This window comes from Streptomyces sp. WM6386, from assembly GCF_000972385.1.
GTDB lineage: Bacteria > Actinomycetota > Actinomycetes > Streptomycetales > Streptomycetaceae > Streptomyces.
Map to the genome: position 1 here is coordinate 157,391 of NZ_JXTE01000003.1, position 17,770 is coordinate 175,160.

The following is a 17,770-nucleotide window of genomic DNA, read 5'->3' on the forward strand; positions in this document are numbered from 1 at the left end:
CTGACACCGCGTAGGAAAAACACGGATCCGACACAGAATCCCCGTACGCCCCCTGTCGCCGTACGCGACGACGCGAGCATCATGACGGCGGACCCGGGACGCGACGAGCGAAGGGGCGAGCGAGCGATGGGGACCGAGACCGTGCAGACGACGGTGCGACCCGTGCGGAGCAAGAGCCACGGCCGGGTGGTCGTCGACTGGCTGACCACCACCGACCACAAGAAGATCGGCCATCTCTACCTGATCACGTCGTTCGTGTTCTTCCTGGCCGGCGGGCTGATGGCGCTGCTGATGCGCGCCGAGCTCGCCCGGCCCGGAATGCAGATCATCGACAACCAGCAGTTCAACCAGATGTTCACGATGCACGGCACGATCATGCTGCTGCTGTTCGCGACCCCGAGCTTCGCGGGCTTCGCCAACGAGCTGATGCCGTTGCAGATCGGCGCTCCCGACGTGGCCTTCCCACGGCTGAACATGCTGTCGTACTGGCTGTTCCTCTTCGGCGGTCTGATCGTGCTTGGCTCGCTGCTCGTGCCGTCCGGGCCCGCGGCCTTCGGCTGGTTCGCCTACGCGCCGCTCAACAGCATGGAGCGCTCGCCCGGCATCGGCGCGGATCTGTGGATCATGGGTCTCGCGCTGGCCGGCTTCGGCACGATCCTCGGTGCGGTCAACTTCATCACCACCATCATCGGGATGCGCGCCCCCGGCATGACGATGTTCCGGATGCCGATCTTCACCTGGAACACGCTGTTCACGTCGATCCTGATCCTGATGGCGTTCCCGGTCCTCGCGGCCGCGCTGCTCTGTCTGGAGGCGGACCGCCGGTTCGGCTCCCAGGTGTTCGCCTCGGCCAACGGCGGGGCGCTGCTGTGGCAGCACCTGTTCTGGTTCTTCGGCCATCCCGAGGTGTACATCATCGCGCTGCCGTTCTTCGGCATCATCACGGAGATCCTCCCGGTCTTCAGCCGCAAGCCGCTCTTCGGCTATCTGACGCTGGTCGGCGCGACGATGGCGATCACCGGGCTGTCCGTGGTCGTGTGGGCGCACCACATGTTCGTGACGGGGGCGGTGCTGCTCCCCTTCTTCTCGTTCATGAGCTTCCTGATCGCGGTGCCGACCGGCGTGAAGTTCTTCAACTGGACCGGGACCATGCTCAAGGGCTCCCTGTCCTTCGAGACCCCGATGCTGTGGGCCACCGGCTTCCTGGTGACGTTCCTGTTCGGCGGTCTGACCGGGGTGATCCTGGCCTCGCCGCCGCTGGACTTCCATGTCTCCGACTCGTACTTCGTCGTCGCGCACTTCCACTACGTCGTGTTCGGCACCGTCGTGTTCGCGATCTTCGGCGGCTTCTACTTCTGGTGGCCCAAGTTCACCGGGAAGATGCTCGACGAACGGCTCGGCAAGATCCAGTTCTGGACGCTGTTCATCGGCTTCCACACCACGTTCCTGGTGCAGCACTGGCTGGGCGCGGAGGGCATGCCGCGCCGGTACGCCGACTATCTCGCCGCCGACGGCTTCACCGCGCTCAACACGATCTCCACGATCGGCGCGTTCGTGCTGGGCATCTCGACGCTGCCGTTCCTCTACAACGTCTGGAAGACCGCCAAGTACGGCGAGAAGGTCGAGGTCGACGACCCCTGGGGCTACGGCCGTTCCCTGGAGTGGGCGACCTCCTGCCCGCCCCCGCGGCACAACTTCACGACGCTGCCGCGGATCCGCTCCGAGTCCCCGGCGTTCGATCTGCACCATCCCGAGTACGCGGCGCTGACTTCTCAGCCCGAGCCAAAGAGCGAGCAAGCCGGTCCCGAGCAGTCCTGATCGCCTCGGTCAGCTCGGCGGGCTCCAGCACCTCGAACTCGAAGCCCATCAGCATCACGTGAATCACCATCACATCGAGGCTCGCGGCCCCCGTGCGCAGGATGCAGGCGTCCGGCCCGTCGGCCTCCAGCTGCCCGGCGGAGGGCGAGACCCGCTCGACGGCCTCCGCCAGGGGCACCAGGAGCCGTACGACGGCGTGCGCCGCGTAGGCGCGCGTGGAGACGCCCCGGGAGACGAACGCGGCCAGGTCCTCGGCCGGGGGCGTGCGCGGGGTGAAGCGGGGGCCGTGCGGCGGCTTGGGGGTGATGCGGTCGACGCGGAAGGTCCGCCAGTCCTCGCGGTCGAGGTCCCAGGCGACCAGGTACCAGCGCCGCTCGGTGCACACCAGGCGGTGCGGCTCGACGGTGCGGCGGGTGGAGTCGCCGATGGGGGTCCCCCCGCTCGAGCCTGTTCGAGAGTGGGGGAGGCTGCGGTACGCGAAGCGCAGGCGTTCGGCGTCCCGGCAGAGGTCGGCGAGCTCGGTCAGCACGGCCGGGTCCACGGCGGAGGACTGGGGGCCGCGCAGCATCGGCACGGTGAAGGCGTTCAGGGCGCCCACGCGGCGGCGCAGCCGGCTCGGCAGGACCTGCTCCAGCTTGGCAAGGGCCCGTACGGAGGTCTCCCCGATGCCCTCGATGCCCTGCCCGGCGGCCGTGCGCAGCCCTACGGCGACGGCGACCGCCTCGTCGTCGTCCAGGAGCAGCGGCGGCAGCTCGGCGCCCGCGCCCAGCTGGTAGCCGCCACCGGTGCCGGGGCTGGCGTTGACCGGGTAGCCCAGCTCGCGCAGCCGGTCGACGTCCCGGCGCACGGTGCGCGGGGTGACGCCGAGGCGTTCGGCGAGGTCGGCGCCGGACCAGTCGCGGTGGGCCTGGAGCAGCGAGAGCAGGCGCAGGAGTCGTGCCGAGGTCTCCAACATGAATCCGAGTCTGGCAGGCATTGCGGACAGTCACTGTCCGCAAGGGTTTCTACCTTGGACTCATGGCAGACAACAGCGTGCACAGCTACCGGATCGACATCCCCCAGGCTCAGCTCGACGAGCTGCACACCCGCCTGGACCTGACCCGCTGGCCGGACGAACTGCCGGACGCGGGCTGGGAGTACGGCGCCTCACTGCCGTATCTCCGCGACCTCGCGGCCTACTGGCGGGGCGCCTACGACTGGCGCAAGCACGAGGCGGCCCTCAACGAGATCCCGCAGTACGTCACGGAGATCGACGGCGCCCAGGTGCACTTTCTGCACGTCCGCTCGTCCTCGCCGGACGCGCTGCCGCTGATCCTGACGCACGGCTGGCCGGGCTCGATCGTGGAGTTCCTCGGTGTGATCGACCGGCTGAGCGAGGACCACCACCTGGTCATCCCCGCCATCCCGGGCTTCGGCTTCTCCGGCCCCACCCGCGAGAAGGGCTGGAACGTCAACCGTGTCGCCCGCGCCTGGGCCGAGCTGATGCGCCGGCTCGGCTACGAGCGGTACGGCGCGCAGGGCGGTGACCTGGGCGCGCTGATCTCCCCCGCGCTGGCCCGCATCGCCCCCGATTCGGTGGTCGGCGTCCATGTGAACGCCGCGTCGGTCGGCTTCATCCCGCTCGGCCCGGTGAGCGAGGAGGAGCGGACGGGACTCACCGACCGGGAGGTGCGGAGCCTGGCGAGCATCGCCGAGTTCACCACCGACGGATTCGGCTACAACGCGCTCCAGTCCACCCGCCCGCAGACCCTCTCCTACGCCCTCACCGACTCCCCCGTCGGCCAGCTCGCCTGGATCATGGAGAAGTTCCAGGCGTGGACGCACTCCTCGGCCGCGCTGCCCGAGGACGCGATCGACCGGGACACGCTGCTCACCAACGTGATGCTGTACTGGCTGACGGGGACGGCCGGTTCGGCGGCGCGCATGTACTACGAGAACAGCCACGTCGGCGACTGGTTCCCGGTCACGGACTCCGGTGTGCCGACGGCGGTGGCGAACTTCGGCGAGGACGTGGCGATCCGGCGCTGGGCGGAGCGGGCCAACACCCTCGCCCGCTGGACGGAGTTCGACCGCGGCGGCCACTTCGCGGCCCTGGAGGTCCCGGAACTGCTGGCCGGCGATGTCGGGGAGTTCTTCGGCTCACTGCGGTGAGCGAGGGGGTCAGTAGGGCAGTTGCGGGACGTCGAAGCAGGTGTCGTCCATGTCGCCCTGCGACACCCACCCCTTGCCGTCCTGCCACCGGGCCACCGACAGACACGTCCTGCGGGTCGTCGGTGGCTCGGCCGACCGCTCGAACCGGACGGGAACCAGCAGCCCGTCGGCGGTGTAGTCCTCGCTGCGGTTCATGAACTCGTCCACGCACGCGCGCGTGACACCACCGCCGCTCTCCGCACACGACTCGGCGGCCTCCGTGAACCACATCGCGGCCGCCCAGCCCTCCAACTGCCACTGGGAGTGCGTCTCCAGCCCCTCGGTGGCGTCCCGGAACTCCCGTACGGCCTCCTGGTCCGTGTCCTCGTAATTGCGGCTGGACCCGGTGGCCCACAGGGCGTTGCGGCAGCGCGGGGAGTCCTTGTAGTCGTCGGGGACGGTGGAACTCCAGTTCTGCACATTGGTGACCTTGGCGGTGACCCGCACCCCGACGTCGTCCATCGCCTCGCACAGCTGGGCGTTGCCGTGCGAGTCGATGGCGTCGAAGACCAGGTCCGCCCCCTGCTCCTTCAGATCGGCCGCGACGGCACGGAAGTTGGGCAGCGCGAAGTCGACCTGCTCGCTCACCACCTCGTAGCCCTCGGCCTCCAGTCCCCGCTCGACGAGCCGGGCGTAGGCGGCCGAGGCGGCCTGGTTGTACGAGACGACGGCGGCCGTACGGGCGCCGTGCTCCCGCTTGAAGTAGCGGTAGACCTCCGTGCCGCCGTACTGCTTGCCGTTCCACCCCTTGGTGCCGTCGCGGGGCGCGAGGCTGCCGTAGATGCCGTACAGGCGCGGATAGGTGTCGTAGGCGGCCCCGATGGGCTGGCCGCCGATGTCGGGCACGCGCGCGCGTGAGACGCGGGAGGCGCCCGCGTAGTCGAGGGCGGTGGTGGCGACCAGGGCCACCACCTCGTCCTCGTCGATCAGCTGGTGCACACAGGTGTTGTTGCCGACACCGCTGCCGCCGTCGTCGCACTCACGGACCTCGACGCGGCGCCCGTCGATGCCTCCGCGCGCGTTGAGCCGGTCGAACCAGGCCTTGGCGCCGTCGCGGGGGCCGACGAAGGTGTCGCCGCCGACCGGGCTGGTGGCGCTGGTGATGACGCCGACGCGGATCGGCGTGCCGTCCGGCGCGGGGCCGGCCCGCTCCCCGTGCTCGAAGTCGCTCTCCGGCAGCCGGCTGCCGCAGGCCGCGCTCAGGGCGAGCAGCAGCACCGCGGCCGCGGCCTCAGCAGCCCGGAAGGGCCGACGCCGACGCATTGCCGCTCAGTTGGACCAGAGCGCACAGCGTGCTGACGGACACCTTCCAGGTGCCGTCGTCCTCGACCGCCGTCCCGGAGGTGTCCGGCAGGGCGGTGGCGCCGTTCATGAGAAGTGTGTACGTCACGGTCGCCTTGGTCGGCGAGGTGAACTCCACCTCGGTGACCTGCGCCTCCACCTGTCCGCCGCGCTCGTCGCCGCTGAAGGCCGCCATGACCGGGCCCATGGCCTCGCCGTTCTCCAGGACGGCCTGTTTCTCCTTCGTGGAGGTCTTCGGGTCGAAGAACTTCTCCCAGTTCTGCTTGACCTCCTTCTCGGCCGCCGCCTGGTCGGCGGGCCCGCTGGCCGGCGCGCTCGGCTGCGGCGCACTGGTCGTCGTCTCCGGGGTCGGAGTCACGGACGGGCTCTCGTTCCCGCCGCTGTCGTCGCTGCACGCCGTGAGGGCCGCGGCGAGGACGAACACCGTCGCCACCAGCCCTCGGCTGCCGTTCCCCCACTTGCGGTCGCTCCCGAGAACCATCTGGCTCACCACCGGGTGTCGGTCCGGGCCATGCGCGCCCGGTGCTTTCAGGGTCAGCTTCCAGAAGGCATAGTGCAAGCGATCGGCCGCGATGGACAGGCACACGACATGTGGGAGCCAGAGATGCGGACAGCCCGACTGCGGACCGTGCACCCCGTCCTGTGGGCCGGCTGGGCCGCGCTCGCCACGGGCGCGGTGCTGTGCGTCATCGGCTGGTACGGCATCTCCGGCGAGCGTTACGCCGAACGTCAGCTGCCCTACCTGGCCTCCTGCACCGTCCCCGGCGCCGCGCTGATCATCGCGGGGGCGGTACTGCTCGCACACGGCCGCAACACGATCGCCGCGCTGCGCGTGGAGGAGCTGTACGGCCTCCTCGTGGCCACGGAACCCACGGACGCGGAGGAGCCCGGCCGGGCCACGGCGCCGATCGCCGTCAGCGGGGACCTGCTGATGGTGCCGGGCGGCACCCTGTGGCATCGCGCGGACTGTCCGCTGGTCTCCGGAAAGGTGGAGGCGGTGCCGGTGGACGCCAAGCTGGCGGCGAGCGGCGAGTTGGGCCCCTGCCCCATCTGCGAGCCCGCCGAGGAAACCGACTGATGTCGTCGCTCACGTACGACCTCACACTCGCCGGTCTCTCGGTCGGAAGCGCCGCCGCACTCACCGGAATCGGCCTGATCGTGACGTACCGCGCGACGGGGGTGCTGAATTTCGCGCACGGGGCGATCGCGATGGTGTGCGCGTTCGTGCTGCGGCAGTGCGTGGTGGAGTGGGGGTGGCCCCTGTGGGCGGGCGCCACGCTGACGCTGCTGGTCCTGGCGCCGGGCCTCGGTGTGGTGCTGGAGCGTTTCGTCTTCCGTCCGCTGTCGGTCCTGGGCAGCGACCCGGCGCAGACGCTGGTCGCGTCCATCGGGGTGTTCGTGCTGCTGGTGGGCGGGGCGGCGCTGGTGTGGGGGCAGGGGGCTCGGGACGACGCTCCGGAGCTGGTGTCGGCGGACCCATGGGGGCAGCTCGCGGTGGTGCTGGTGCTGGCCGGGGGCGTGGGGGCGGTGATCCGCTGGACGCGCTTCGGGCGGGAGCTGCGGGCCGTGGTGGACGACCGGCAACTGGCCGTGCTGGGCGGGATCGACGCGGACCGGGTGGCCGCGGCGGGCTGGGCGTTCGGCTCGTTCACCGCGGGCCTGACGGGCGTGCTGCTCGCGCCGTTCGTCCGTCTGGACCCGTACGGCCTGCCGCTGCTGGTCATGGAGGTCGTGGCGGTCGCGGTGGCGGCACGGATGCGCAGTCTGCCGGTCGCCGTGGTGGTCGCGCTGGGCATCGGGGTGGCGCAGAGCCAGCTGACGCGGCTGCATCCGTCGGGCTGGGGCGAGCCGTTGCTGCAGGCGGTGGGGGCGAACCTGTTCGTGGTGGCGCTGCTGATCGCGGCGCTCGTGCTGCCGCGGCTCGGCACCCGCGACGCCCTCCCGCGCACGGCCACCGCGCGCGTGGCGACTCCGCCGGGCGCGTGGATCGTGGCGGTGGTGCTGTTCTTGTTGCCGTTGGGCTTCGCGGGCTCGGATCTGCAGACGTCGGTGCAGGTGCCGGCGCTGGGCGCGGTGCTGCTGTCGCTGGTGGTGGTCACGGGCCGCGGTGGTCAGATCTCGCTGGGGCAGGCGGCGTACGCCGGACTGGGCGCCCTGTTCACGGCTCTGCTGGCGGCGGGCCGCTTCCCCGGGCTGCCTCGCCTGCCCGAACTGGCCGCGCTCGCGGTGGCCGTCGTGCTGGTGGCGCCCCTGGGCCTGCTGACGGGCCGGCCCGCGATCAGCCGCCAAGGCCTGGCGCTGGCCCTGGCCACCTTCGCGGTGGGCGTGGGGGTGAGCCGCTTCGTCTTCGCCCAGCCGTACGCCACGTCGGGGCTGTCGCTGGGCCGCCCGTCGGGCTTCGACGGCGACCGGGCGTACTACGTCCTGGAGTTGGCGCTCCTGGCAGCGGCCCTTCTGATGACACGCCTGCTGCGCACGGGCCGTACGGGCAGGGCGCTGGCGGCGATGCGCGATCACGAGGCGGGCGCGTCGGCGGCGGGCGTCCAGGTCCCGTCCCTCAAGCTCCTGGCCTTCGTGGCGGGCGCCGCGCTGGCCGCCCTCGGCGGCGGCATGCTCGGCATGGGCCTGCGCGCCTTCGACCCCGGTGCCTACGACCCCGTCCGCGGGCTGCTGTGGTTCGCGGCCGTGGTGGTCCTGGGCGCCGACAGCACCCTGGGCGCACTGCTGGCAGCGGCGCTCCTGGTGGGACTGGACGCGGGCGCGCGGGGCGGGATGGCGGCGGCCCTGATCGGCGTACTCGCGGTACTGGTCGGCCGCTTCCCGGGCGGCCCCTACGAGGCGTTGCGAACGGCGGCGGGAAGACTGCGGCTGCGGCGGCGAGCGGCGCTGACCCCGCTCGGGGAGCGGGTGCGGGGAAGGCTGCGGCCCGTGGCGCAACCCCCCGCGCGGGTAGCGGCGTTGGCCGGCGCGGCGAGCAGGGCGCAGGCAGGACGACCGTCGGCCGCCGATACACATGCCGCAGCGGCCGACGGCGCTCCACTCCCACAGGGCCCACCCGCACCCATGCTCAAGGCCCGCGACCTCAAAGCCCGCTACGGCGGTTTCACCGCCCTGGACGGAGTCGACCTGGACATCACACCCGGCCAGGTCACCGCGATCATCGGCCCCAACGGCGCGGGCAAGAGCACCCTGTTCCACTGTCTGGCCGGAACGCTCCGCCCCACCAGCGGCAGGGTCCTCCTCGGCACCCGGGACATCACCCGCCTCCCCGCCCACGCCCGCACCCGCCTCGGCATCGCCCGCACCTTCCAGCAGCTCGCGGTCTTCCCCTCGCTGACGGTGGCCGAAAACGTTCACGTGGGCGCCGAACAGGGCCGTCTCCCCGACCCCGCCGCCGCGGAGCGAACCCTCAGGCTCCTCACCCTGGACGGCCCGCTCCGGGACCTCCCCGCCGCCGCCCTCCCCACCGGCACCCTGCGTCGCGTGGAACTCGCCAGAGCCCTCGCCGGCAGCCCCCGGGTCCTCCTCCTCGACGAACCCGCCGCCGGTCTGGACACGGCTGAAGTGACCGCCCTGACCCGTGTGCTGAAGGCCCTCGCCGCCGACGGCACGGCCCTCCTCGTCGTGGAACACGACCTCGACCTGGTCGCCGGCCTCGCCGACGTCGTGCACGTCATGACGGCGGGCCGCATCGTCGCCTCGGGCCCGCCCGACCATGTCCTGGACACCACCTGGACAGCCGCCCCATGACCATCTCCCTGCGCCACGCGCGCGTGCGCTACGGCCCGCTGGAAGCCCTCCACGGCGTCACCCTCGCCGCTCCGGGCCCCGGCCTCACCGTCCTGCTGGGCCGCAACGGCAGCGGCCGTACGACCGCACTGCGCGCCTTCGCCGGCACCGTGCCGCTGTCCGGCGGCGCCGTGGTGTGGGACGGCACCGACGTGACCCGCATGCCCGCCCACGAGCGCGCCCGGCACGGCCTGTGCCTGGTCCCCGAGCGGCAGGCGGTGTTCGGCTCGCTCACGGTGCGCGAGAACCTGGCGCTGGCCGCACCGTCGTACGACCGGGCCCTCGACGCCTATCCCCAGCTCACCGCGCTGCTCCCGCGCCGCGCCGGCACCCTCTCCGGCGGTGAGCAGCGCATGCTGGCCCTCTCCCGCGCCCTGCTGGCACGCGCGCGCGTGGTGCTCGTCGACGAACCGACGCAGGGCATGTCGCCGGCGGTCGCGGCCCGTACATACGAGCTGTTGAGGGGGCTCGACGCCTGCGTGGTCGTCGCCGAGCAGCGGCTGCCGCCCGTCCTGCGCGGCCGGACGGCCGTCGTGTACGAACTGCGCCGCGGCACGGTCGTGTTCAGCGGAGAGGCGGCCGAACTGGACCCGCCGACAGGGGCGGACCGAACACGGCCGAGTCCCGGGTAGCACTCTTCGATCCGTTCGGGAGGACCAGCAGCGTGCCCACGTTCAGCCGGTCCGGGTGGTCGCCGATCATCTCCTTGTTGGCCTGGTAGAGCGTCTGCCAGCCGCCCGGGATGCCGTACGTGCGGGCGATCGCCGAGAGCGTGTCGCCGGGTTTCACCGTGTGCATACGGCCCTTGAGCCCGTATCGCTTCGAACAGACCGGCCAGGCCTCCCAGCCCTGCACGGCCAGCACCTCCTGGGCGACGGCGATCTGCTGCCCACGGGTGGCGAGATCCGCGCGTGGGGCGTACGTCAGGCCGCCGAACTCCTCCCAGGTGGGCTGCCAGAACTGCAGTCCGCCGTAGAAGCCGTTCCCGGTGTCGGCGTCCCAGCGGCCGCTGCTCTCGCACAGCGCGACACAGTCCCAGGGCCACCCGTCGCGGGCACAGTCGTACGGCACGGAGACGGGCGACGGGCCGGGGGCCGGGGGCGGTGGTGCCGCGTACGCCGGGGCGGGCGCCGCTCCGGCGAGCAGACAGGCGGCGAGGAGGAGCTTGATCGGCATGCAGTACATCGGCCCACGCTAAGCAGTGCGGCGCGGGCGGCCCTCGATACGCGGCGGAAGGCCCCAGGGGCCCCACCCGGTCGGCGCACCGAACGGGCGGGGTCCCGTGCCCGGAAAGGGGGGAGCAGCTCAGATCTCGAGACGCTGCCCGGGCACGATCAGGTGGGGATCGCCGCCGATGACGGCCTTGTTGGCGGCGTAGATCCGCTGCCAGGTGGTCCCGTGCCGGGCGGCGATGCCGCTCAGCGTGTCGCCCTTGCGGACCGTGTAGTCGCCACGGGACGCGCTGCGGTCCGAGTGGCTCCGGGAACGTGCCGGCGTCTTCGACGGCTTGGACGGAGCGGCCTTGGTGGTCGCCGAGCCGGAGGAGAGCGAGGGGGCGCTGCCGGACGCCCCGGCCCGGGCGGAGCAGGTGGGCCAGGCGCCCCACCCCTGGGCGCGCTGGACCTTGGTGGCCACGGCGATCTGCTGGGACTTGCTCGCCCTGTCCGCCGTGGCCGCGTAGGCGCTGCCGCCGTACGCGCGCCAGGTGGAGGCGGAGAACTGCAGGCCGCCGTAGTAGCCGTTGCCGGTGTTGATGTGCCAGTTGCCGCCGCTCTCGCACTGGGCGATGCGGTCCCACACCCCGCCGTCCGCCGCCGCGGCGTTGCCGGTCGCGGCCAGCAGTCCGAGAGGGGCGAGCAGGGCCGCCCCGGCGAGAACCGCCGTCGTACGCGTCTTACGAACGTTGTCGCGAGTGGTATCGGCACATTCGGACATGTGATTCCCTCTCGAAACACCCGGGGTCCCCCAAGGCGGGGCGCGCTCCCTGCGCAGGGGCAGGACCGTCGCGCTCCGCCCCGTCCGCCGGAGGCTGGTGCTGCGAGCTGGCTTTGGTGCGGCCGGCGGACGAACCCGAGCGGTGCTCGTTGCACACGGCCGAGGAATCTAGGGAGGGTGACCGCCCGGTATCAACCAATTGCCTGTCACTCCAGGCCAGTTCACCGTTACCTCGGGTAGCAACTTTTTTCGGCCACCCACTTCATTCGCTGATTTCCTGATTTGTCGACCAGTCGCCCTGGCGATCTGTGACCCACTTCACGCAACCAACTTCCTTGGATTTCCTAGGAATTGACGTTGAGTGCCCGATTCCGGGCCCGGCGTGACCCTGTGCGCCCGATGGTTCGATTCCGTTCGCTCTGGAGCGTGACTCCCGCCACAGATCGCCCGTTGTCTCCTTCATGAGCCCGGGACCCACCCGGGCACCGCTTCCTGAGGGAGTCACCCGTGCCGCGCATGCTCGACGTCAGCGACGAGGTTCGCGCCGAGATCGGCGACGATGAGGCCAACCGGCTGCTCGCCGGAGAGAACGCCCCCGGCAGTTACGACTGCACGTCCTGCCGCACCCCGGGCGACTCCGAAGCGGAGCGCACCAGCACCGTCCTGTTCATCGGCGACGAGACCGCCGTCCTCGCCTTCGCCCACGCCACCTGTCTGCCCTCGCAGATCGTCCAGGTCACCGAGGAGCAGCTCCAGGGAGCCGTGCGTTCCATCAGCGGCGACCGTGTCGACCCGAACCCGGAGAAGGCCGTGCCCGAACAGGCGGTGCTCGGCGTCACCAGCGGACTCGTGCTGATCGCCGGGGAGTTGCACCCGGCGCTCGTGGTCGAACCGACGGCCCCTATCGTGCGCCCCGGCGCGACCGACGTCGGCGACGACTTCCTGCCGCTCCTCATCGAGCAGGGGTTCATGCCGGTGACGGAGCTGACGGAGGTGCCGCCGGTGCTGCACGGGTGGTCGGTGCTCCTTGCGATGGGCCAGCTGCACGCGGTTCTTCAGCCGGGACCGACCGGTGGGCAGCCGGTCGCGTGGTGGCAGGCGCATCAGCCGCTCCAGGTCACGGAGAGCTGGCGGGCCGCCGCGAACAAGCATCAGCAGGTGCTGATGTTCGCGGCACCGGTGGGATCGATCGGGCGTCAGCCCCGAGAGGACCTGCTGCGGGATGCGATCGACAAGGCCGCGGCCAATGGGAAGTTGGTCGCTTCCGCGATGCCTCTTGCCGGGACCTGAGGACGCCTGCCGCCTCGCGCCCCTGAAAGCGGCCGCATCTCATGATGCTCAGGGTCGTTTGGACATACGTGCACACCTACGACGTTCCCCGCCGCCAGTCCTACCAGTCGATCCCGTCCTCGCGGCCGACTCCGGACCCGCTGTGCGGCCCATCGGCCACGCCGATCTACGACGCGCTCTACGCCGAGTACGTCAAGTCGTTCCGCTCGCTGCCGGGTGACCGCAGTGGCGAGGAGGAGCTGGGGTTCACCGCGTTCGGGAACCTTCCGCAGGACGCGTACGGCGGCCACCGGCCGGGTTCGTTCAGCAGCTCGTACAGCGCCTACAGCGCGGGCGCGCACAGTGCCCGCGTCGGGCAGCAGCAGTCGCAGTGGCAGCGCGTCGGACAGATCGGGCAGCACGGCACGATGGTGCAGCATGTGCCGGCGCTGCCGCCCGGCCAGCGCCGCGGCTTCTGACACAGCAGGAAGGGCGGCCCCGACAGGGGCCGCCCTTCCTGCGTTTCCGCGCTTACTTCTTCTTGGCGCCGCGCTTCTCGCGCACCCGCACCGAGATATGGATCGGGGTGCCGTCGAAGCTGAACTCCTCACGCAGCCGGCGCTCGATGAAGCGGCGGTAGCCCGCCTCGATGAAGCCGGAGGCGAAGAGGACGAACCGCGGGGGCTTGGTGCCGGCCTGGGTGCCGAAGAGAATGCGGGGCTGCTTGCCGCCACGGACCGGGTGCGGGTGGGCGGCGACCAGCTCGCCGAGGAAGGCGTTCAGGCGGCCCGTCGGAACACGGGTCTCCCAGCCGGCCAGAGCGGTCTCGATCGCCGGGACCAGCTTCTCCATGTGACGGCCGGTGCGCGCCGAGACATTGACCCGGGGCGCCCAGGCGACCTGGGCGAGCTCGGTCTCGATCTCCCGCTCCAGGTAGTAGCGACGCTCCTCGTCGAGGGTGTCCCACTTGTTGTAGGCGACGACGATCGCGCGCCCGGCCTCGACGGCCATCGTCACGATCCGCTGGTCCTGCACCGAGATGGACTCGGAGGCGTCGATCAGGATGACCGCGACCTCGGCCTTCTCGACAGCGGCCGCGGTGCGCAGCGAGGCGTAGTAGTCGGCGCCCTGCTGGAGGTGGACGCGCTTGCGGATGCCCGCCGTGTCGACGAACTTCCAGGTGACGCCGCCGAGTTCGATGAGCTCGTCGACCGGGTCACGGGTGGTGCCCGCGAGTTCGTTGACGACGACACGCTCCTCGTTGGCCACCTTGTTCAGCAGGGAGGACTTGCCGACGTTCGGACGGCCGATGAGCGCGATGCGGCGCGGACCGCCGAGAGCGGTGCCGAAGGTCTGCTCAGGCGCCTCCGGCAGGGCCTCCAGGACGGCGTCCAGCATGTCGCCGGTGCCGCGGCCGTGCAGCGAGGAGACCGGGTGCGGCTCTCCGATGCCGAGGGACCACAGAGCGGTGGCGTCGGCCTCGCCGCTCTGGCCGTCGACCTTGTTGGCGCAGAGCACCACGGGCTTGTTGGCCTTGCGGAGCAGTCGTACGACCGCCTCGTCGGTGTCGGTGACGCCGACCTTGGCGTCGACGACGAACACGACGGCGTCGGCGGCCTCGATCGCGTACTCGGCCTGCGCGGCCACGGAGGCGTCGATGCCGAGGACGTCCTGCTCCCAGCCACCGGTGTCGACGACCTTGAAGCGACGGCCCGCCCACTCGGCCTCGTAGGTCACGCGGTCGCGGGTGACGCCGGGCTTGTCCTCGACGACGGCCTCGCGGCGGCCGATGATCCGGTTCACCAGAGTCGACTTGCCGACGTTCGGGCGGCCGACGACGGCGAGCACGGGCAGCGGCCCGTGGCCGGCCTCCTCGATCGCGCCCTCGACGTCCTCGACATCGAAGCCCTCTTCCGCGGCGAGCTCCATGAACTCCGCGTACTCGGCATCGCCAAGCGCTCCGTGGTCGTGCTGCTCGCCCGAGCCGTCGGAGTGGATGTGGTCGTTCATGAAGTCCGTACCTCGTCGTTCATCGTGGTGATCGGTGGACCACCCGGTTTCTCCGGTTTGATCCACTACTTAGTGTCGCTCAGCGCCCGGTCAGGCGCCTGGCGTTTTCCAGGTGAGCGGTGAGCTGCTTCTGGATGCGCTCGGTCGCCTCGTCGAGCGCCTTGCGGGTACGCCGCCCGCTGCCGTCGCCCGCCTCGAAGGGGTCACCGAAGACCACGTCGACACGGCTGCGCAACGGAGGCAGCGCCTTTACCAACCGCCCGGGCCGGTCGGAACTTCCCAGCACGGCGACCGGGACGATCGCGGCGCCGCTGCGGACGGCGAAGTACGCGAGCCCGGCGCGCAGCGCGGCGAAGTCTCCCTCACCGCGGGTGCCCTCCGGGAAGATCCCGAGGACACCGCCGGCCGAGAGCACGTCCAGGGCCTGGGTGATGGCCGTGCGGTCGGTGCCCGACCGGTCGACCTTGACCTGTCCGATGGCGAGCAGGAACGGGTCGAGGGGGCCGATGAACGCTTCCTTCTTGATCAGGAAGTGCGTCGGCCGGGGCGCCACGCCCATGACCATCGGGCCGTCGATGGCATGGGAGTGGTTGACGGCGTAGATCACCGGGCCGGTCGCGGGCACCTTCCAGGCGCCCAGCACGCGCGGCTTCCACAGCCCGTACATCAGGCCGACGCCGATGCGCCGCCCGACCTCTGCACCCCGCTCCGAAGGCACGGTCACTTCCCGGCCCGCTTCTCCTCGACGAGGGTGACGACGCACTCGATGACCTGCGTCAGCGTGAGCTCGGTGGTGTCCACCTCGACCGCGTCGCCGGCCTTGGCGAGCGGCGAGGTCTTCCGGCTGGAGTCGGCCGCGTCCCGCTTGACCAGGGCCTCGCGGGTGGCGTTGACGTCCGCGCCCTTCAGCTCACCGCTGCGGCGGGCGGCACGCGCCTCCGGGGAGGCGGTGAGGAAGATCTTGAGGTCGGCGTCGGGCAGCACGGTCGTACCGATGTCGCGGCCCTCGACGACGATGCCCCGCTCCGCCGAGGCGGCGATCGAGCGCTGCAGCTCGGTGATCCGCGCCCGCACCTCCGGCACCGCGCTCACCGCGCTGACCTTGGAGGTGACCTCCTGGGTGCGGATCGGCCCGGCGACGTCGGTGCCGTCGACGGTGATCGTCGGGTCGGCCGGGTCGGTGCCGGAGATGATCTCCGCCTTGCCGGCCACGGCGGCGATCGCGGTCGGGTCCTCGATGTCGATCCCGTTGGTCACCATCCACCACGTGATCGCCCGGTACTGGGCGCCGGTGTCCAGGTAGCTCAGACCGAGCTGCGCCGCGACGGCCTTCGACGTGCTCGACTTGCCGGTGCCGGAGGGACCGTCGATGGCGACGATCACGGGCGGGGCGGCGCCGTTTTCCACGGGAGGACACCTTCCTGGTGCGGTGTGGTGGGGAGTGCGGGGCGCGATGGGGCCCCGCACAAGGGTACTGGCTCGTCGGCGGCCTCTTTACTGGCGGATGGCCCAGCCACGCTCCCGCAGTGCCGCCGTCAGGACCGGCGCCGTCTGCGGCTCCACCATCAGCTGCACCAGACCCGCCTGCTGCCCGGTCGCGTGCTCGATGCGCACGTCCTCGATGTTGACCCCGGCCCGTCCCGCGTCCGCGAAGATACGGGCCAGCTGACCGGGCTGGTCGTCGATGAGGACGGCCACGACCTCGTACGTGCGCGGGGCGGACCCGTGCTTGCCGGGTACCCGCACCTGGCCCGCGTTCCCGCGCCGCAGCACGTCCTCGATACCCACGGCTCCCTCACCGCGCTTGGCCTCGTCGGAGGACTGCAGGGACCGCAGCGCCCGCACCGTCTCCTCGATGTCGGCGGCGACGTCGGTGAGCAGGTCGGCGACCGGCCCCGGGTTCGCGGAGAGGATGTCGATCCACATCCGGGGGTCGGACGCGGCGATCCGGGTCACATCACGGATGCCCTGGCCGCACAGTCGTACGGCGGCCTCCTCGGCGCTCTCCAGCCGCGCGGCGACCATGCTCGACACCAGGTGGGGCATGTGGGAGACCAGCGCGACGGCGCGATCGTGGGCGTCGGCGTCCATCACGACCGGTACGGCACGGCAGTGCGAGACCAGTTCCAGGGCGAGGTTCAGCACCTCGGTGTCGGTGTCCCGGGTCGGCGTCAGCACCCAGGGGCGGCCCTCGAAGAGGTCGCCGGTCGCGGCCAGCGGGCCGGACTTCTCGCGGCCGGACATGGGGTGCGTGCCGATGTACGAGGCGAGGTCGACGCCGAGCGCCTCCAGCTCGCGGCGCGGTCCGCCCTTGACGCTCGCCACGTCGATGTAGCCGCGGGCCACGCCCCGGCGCATGACGTCGGCGAGCACCGCGGCCACATGGGCGGGCGGGGCCGCGACGATCGCGAGGTCGACGGGCCCCTCGGGCTCCTCGTCGGTGCCGGCACCGAGCGCGGCGGCGGTGCGGGCCTGCTCGGGGTCGTGGTCGGCCAGGTGGACCTGGACGCCCCGGCTGACCAGCGCCAGCGCGGCGGACGTGCCGATGAGGCCGGTGCCGATCACGAGTGCGGTTCTCACTGGGCGATGTCCTTGCGCAGGGCGGCCGCGGTGCCCAGGTAGACGTGGTTGATCTCGGTACGGGACCGGTCGGACTCTATGTGCGCGAGGATCCGCACGACGCGGGGCATGGCGCCCTCGATGTCGAGCTCCTGGGCGCAGATCAGCGGGACGTCCACGATGCCGAGCTTGCGGGCCGCGGCCGCGGGGAAGTCGCTGTGCAGATCCGGTGTGGCCGTGAACCAGATGCTGATGAGGTCGTCCGCGGTGAGGTCGTTCCGCTCCAGGACGGCGGTGAGCAGCGCTCCGACCTGCTCGTCCATGTGACCGGCTTCGTCCCGTTCGAGTTGGACGGCGCCCCGGACCGCTCGTACCGCCACGGCTCTGCTCCTTGCTGATGTACGGCTCTTGGTACATCCAGCCTAGTCAGCCCGCGTCGGGCCGGTGTGCGCCGCCCGCCCGCTGAGACACCTACAGGTTCCGCTGCCCGGCGGGCTCGTCGAGGTCGGCCGGCAGCTGTCCGTCCGGCGTCAGCGTGTCCACGGCCCGCGGCAGCACCTGGGCCAGCTCGTCCGCGGCCCTGCCCGTGGAGACTCCCGTCTCCTCGGCGACCTGCTGGAGGGTCTCGTCGGGCAGCGCCTGCTGGATCTGCGCGCCGGTCACGGACTGGTTGGCGCCGGTGCCGACCCAGGAGTCCTTCTGTTCGGCGAGGCCCGACTTGGCGAGCGTGTCGAGCAGTCCGCCCAGCGGGTGGTTGCCGTGGCCGCCCTGTTTGCCGAGCGCGGAGAGCAGCGCGCCGAGGATGTTGCTCCCGCTGGAACCGTTGCCCGAGCCGAGGAGTCCTCCCAGAAGACTGCCGACGTCGTTACCCGCCATGGTCGTGCCTTTCGCGAGGTCG

16 protein-coding genes and 2 pseudogenes are annotated in these 17,770 nt (G+C 71.4%); 7 read left to right on the plus strand and 11 right to left on the minus strand.

Annotation, left to right across the window (positions count from 1 at the left end; translation table 11 throughout):
- Window positions 1-126 precede the first annotated feature (126 nt).
- Window positions 127-1,653: pseudogene (gene ctaD / locus TN53_RS03010) on the plus strand (cytochrome c oxidase subunit I); the annotation flags it as partial.
- Between the two features lie 43 nt (window positions 1,654-1,696).
- Here the strand turns inward: ctaD and TN53_RS44640 are convergent.
- Window positions 1,697-2,773, minus strand: a complete 1,077-nt coding sequence (locus TN53_RS44640) for a helix-turn-helix transcriptional regulator (protein WP_095046254.1) — start codon at window positions 2,771-2,773, stop codon at window positions 1,697-1,699.
- Between the two features lie 62 nt (window positions 2,774-2,835).
- On the opposite strand from TN53_RS44640, the gene TN53_RS03020 reads away from it, so the two are divergent.
- The gene (locus tag TN53_RS03020; protein WP_046256724.1) at window positions 2,836-3,969 is read left to right on the plus strand and encodes an epoxide hydrolase family protein; all 1,134 of its coding nucleotides are present in this window, start codon (window positions 2,836-2,838) and stop codon (window positions 3,967-3,969) included.
- Window positions 3,970-3,978: 9 nt separating this feature from the next.
- Here TN53_RS03020 and TN53_RS03025 read toward each other — a convergent pair whose 3' ends face one another.
- Complete coding sequence (locus tag TN53_RS03025) at window positions 3,979-5,271, minus strand: ABC transporter substrate-binding protein (RefSeq protein ID WP_046256725.1); 1,293 nt, start codon at window positions 5,269-5,271, stop codon at window positions 3,979-3,981.
- A complete protein-coding gene (locus tag TN53_RS03030) occupies window positions 5,240-5,791 on the minus strand; it encodes a hypothetical protein (RefSeq protein WP_046256726.1) in 552 nt (183 codons plus the stop codon). Before TN53_RS03030 ends, TN53_RS03025 begins: the two co-directional genes overlap by 32 nt.
- Before the next feature lie 123 nt (window positions 5,792-5,914).
- Here TN53_RS03030 and TN53_RS03035 point away from each other — a divergent pair, with 123 nt between their 5' ends.
- The 3 genes from TN53_RS03035 to TN53_RS03045 are packed head-to-tail and all read left to right on the plus strand — an operon-like array spanning window position 5,915 to window position 9,731.
- On the plus strand, window positions 5,915-6,388 hold the full coding sequence (locus TN53_RS03035) for a hypothetical protein (protein WP_046256727.1): 474 nt from the start codon (window positions 5,915-5,917) through the stop codon (window positions 6,386-6,388).
- Window positions 6,388-9,060 carry an ABC transporter permease subunit gene (locus TN53_RS03040; RefSeq protein WP_046256728.1) on the plus strand — a complete coding sequence of 891 codons (2,673 nt, stop codon included), beginning with the start codon at window positions 6,388-6,390 and terminating at the stop codon, window positions 9,058-9,060. Before TN53_RS03035 ends, TN53_RS03040 begins: the two co-directional genes overlap by 1 nt.
- A complete protein-coding gene (locus TN53_RS03045; protein ID WP_046256729.1) occupies window positions 9,057-9,731 on the plus strand; it encodes an ATP-binding cassette domain-containing protein in 675 nt (224 codons plus the stop codon). The genes TN53_RS03040 and TN53_RS03045 overlap by 4 nt, the downstream gene beginning before the upstream one ends.
- Here the strand turns inward: TN53_RS03045 and TN53_RS03050 are convergent.
- The gene (locus tag TN53_RS03050; protein ID WP_046256730.1) at window positions 9,664-10,284 is read right to left on the minus strand and encodes a transglycosylase family protein; all 621 of its coding nucleotides are present in this window, start codon (window positions 10,282-10,284) and stop codon (window positions 9,664-9,666) included. The two genes, TN53_RS03045 and TN53_RS03050, sit on opposite strands and share 68 nt — an antisense overlap.
- Before the next feature lie 120 nt (window positions 10,285-10,404).
- A complete protein-coding gene (locus TN53_RS03055; protein ID WP_046256731.1) occupies window positions 10,405-11,034 on the minus strand; it encodes a transglycosylase family protein in 630 nt (209 codons plus the stop codon).
- A gap of 507 nt (window positions 11,035-11,541) precedes the next feature.
- On the opposite strand from TN53_RS03055, the gene TN53_RS03060 reads away from it, so the two are divergent.
- Entirely contained in the window at window positions 11,542-12,324 is a 783-nt protein-coding gene (locus TN53_RS03060; protein WP_046256732.1) for a hypothetical protein, read from the plus strand.
- Window positions 12,325-12,392: 68 nt separating this feature from the next.
- Window positions 12,393-12,782: a hypothetical protein gene (locus TN53_RS03065; RefSeq protein ID WP_046256781.1), complete on the plus strand. Its 390-nt coding sequence runs from the start codon at window positions 12,393-12,395 to the stop codon at window positions 12,780-12,782.
- A 52-nt stretch (window positions 12,783-12,834) separates the two neighbouring features.
- Here TN53_RS03065 and der read toward each other — a convergent pair whose 3' ends face one another.
- The 6 genes and pseudogenes from der to TN53_RS03095 all read right to left on the minus strand — a co-directional run.
- Window positions 12,835-14,313 (minus strand): ribosome biogenesis GTPase Der, encoded by a 1,479-nt coding sequence (gene der, locus TN53_RS03070; protein ID WP_046256733.1) that lies wholly within the window; start codon window positions 14,311-14,313, stop codon window positions 12,835-12,837.
- A 79-nt stretch (window positions 14,314-14,392) separates the two neighbouring features.
- Window positions 14,393-14,980, minus strand: coding sequence for a lysophospholipid acyltransferase family protein (locus tag TN53_RS03075; protein WP_046256782.1), 588 nt, complete (start codon window positions 14,978-14,980; stop codon window positions 14,393-14,395).
- Between the two features lie 53 nt (window positions 14,981-15,033).
- A complete protein-coding gene (gene cmk / locus TN53_RS03080; protein ID WP_046256734.1) occupies window positions 15,034-15,720 on the minus strand; it encodes a (d)CMP kinase in 687 nt (228 codons plus the stop codon).
- Window positions 15,721-15,807: 87 nt separating this feature from the next.
- A complete protein-coding gene (locus TN53_RS03085; protein ID WP_046256735.1) occupies window positions 15,808-16,893 on the minus strand; it encodes a prephenate dehydrogenase in 1,086 nt (361 codons plus the stop codon).
- The gene (aroH, locus tag TN53_RS03090; protein WP_046256736.1) at window positions 16,890-17,252 is read right to left on the minus strand and encodes a chorismate mutase; all 363 of its coding nucleotides are present in this window, start codon (window positions 17,250-17,252) and stop codon (window positions 16,890-16,892) included. Before aroH ends, TN53_RS03085 begins: the two co-directional genes overlap by 4 nt.
- A gap of 91 nt (window positions 17,253-17,343) precedes the next feature.
- A pseudogene (locus TN53_RS03095) lies at window positions 17,344-17,751 on the minus strand (YidB family protein); the annotation flags it as partial.
- Between the last annotated feature and the right edge of the window lie 19 nt (window positions 17,752-17,770).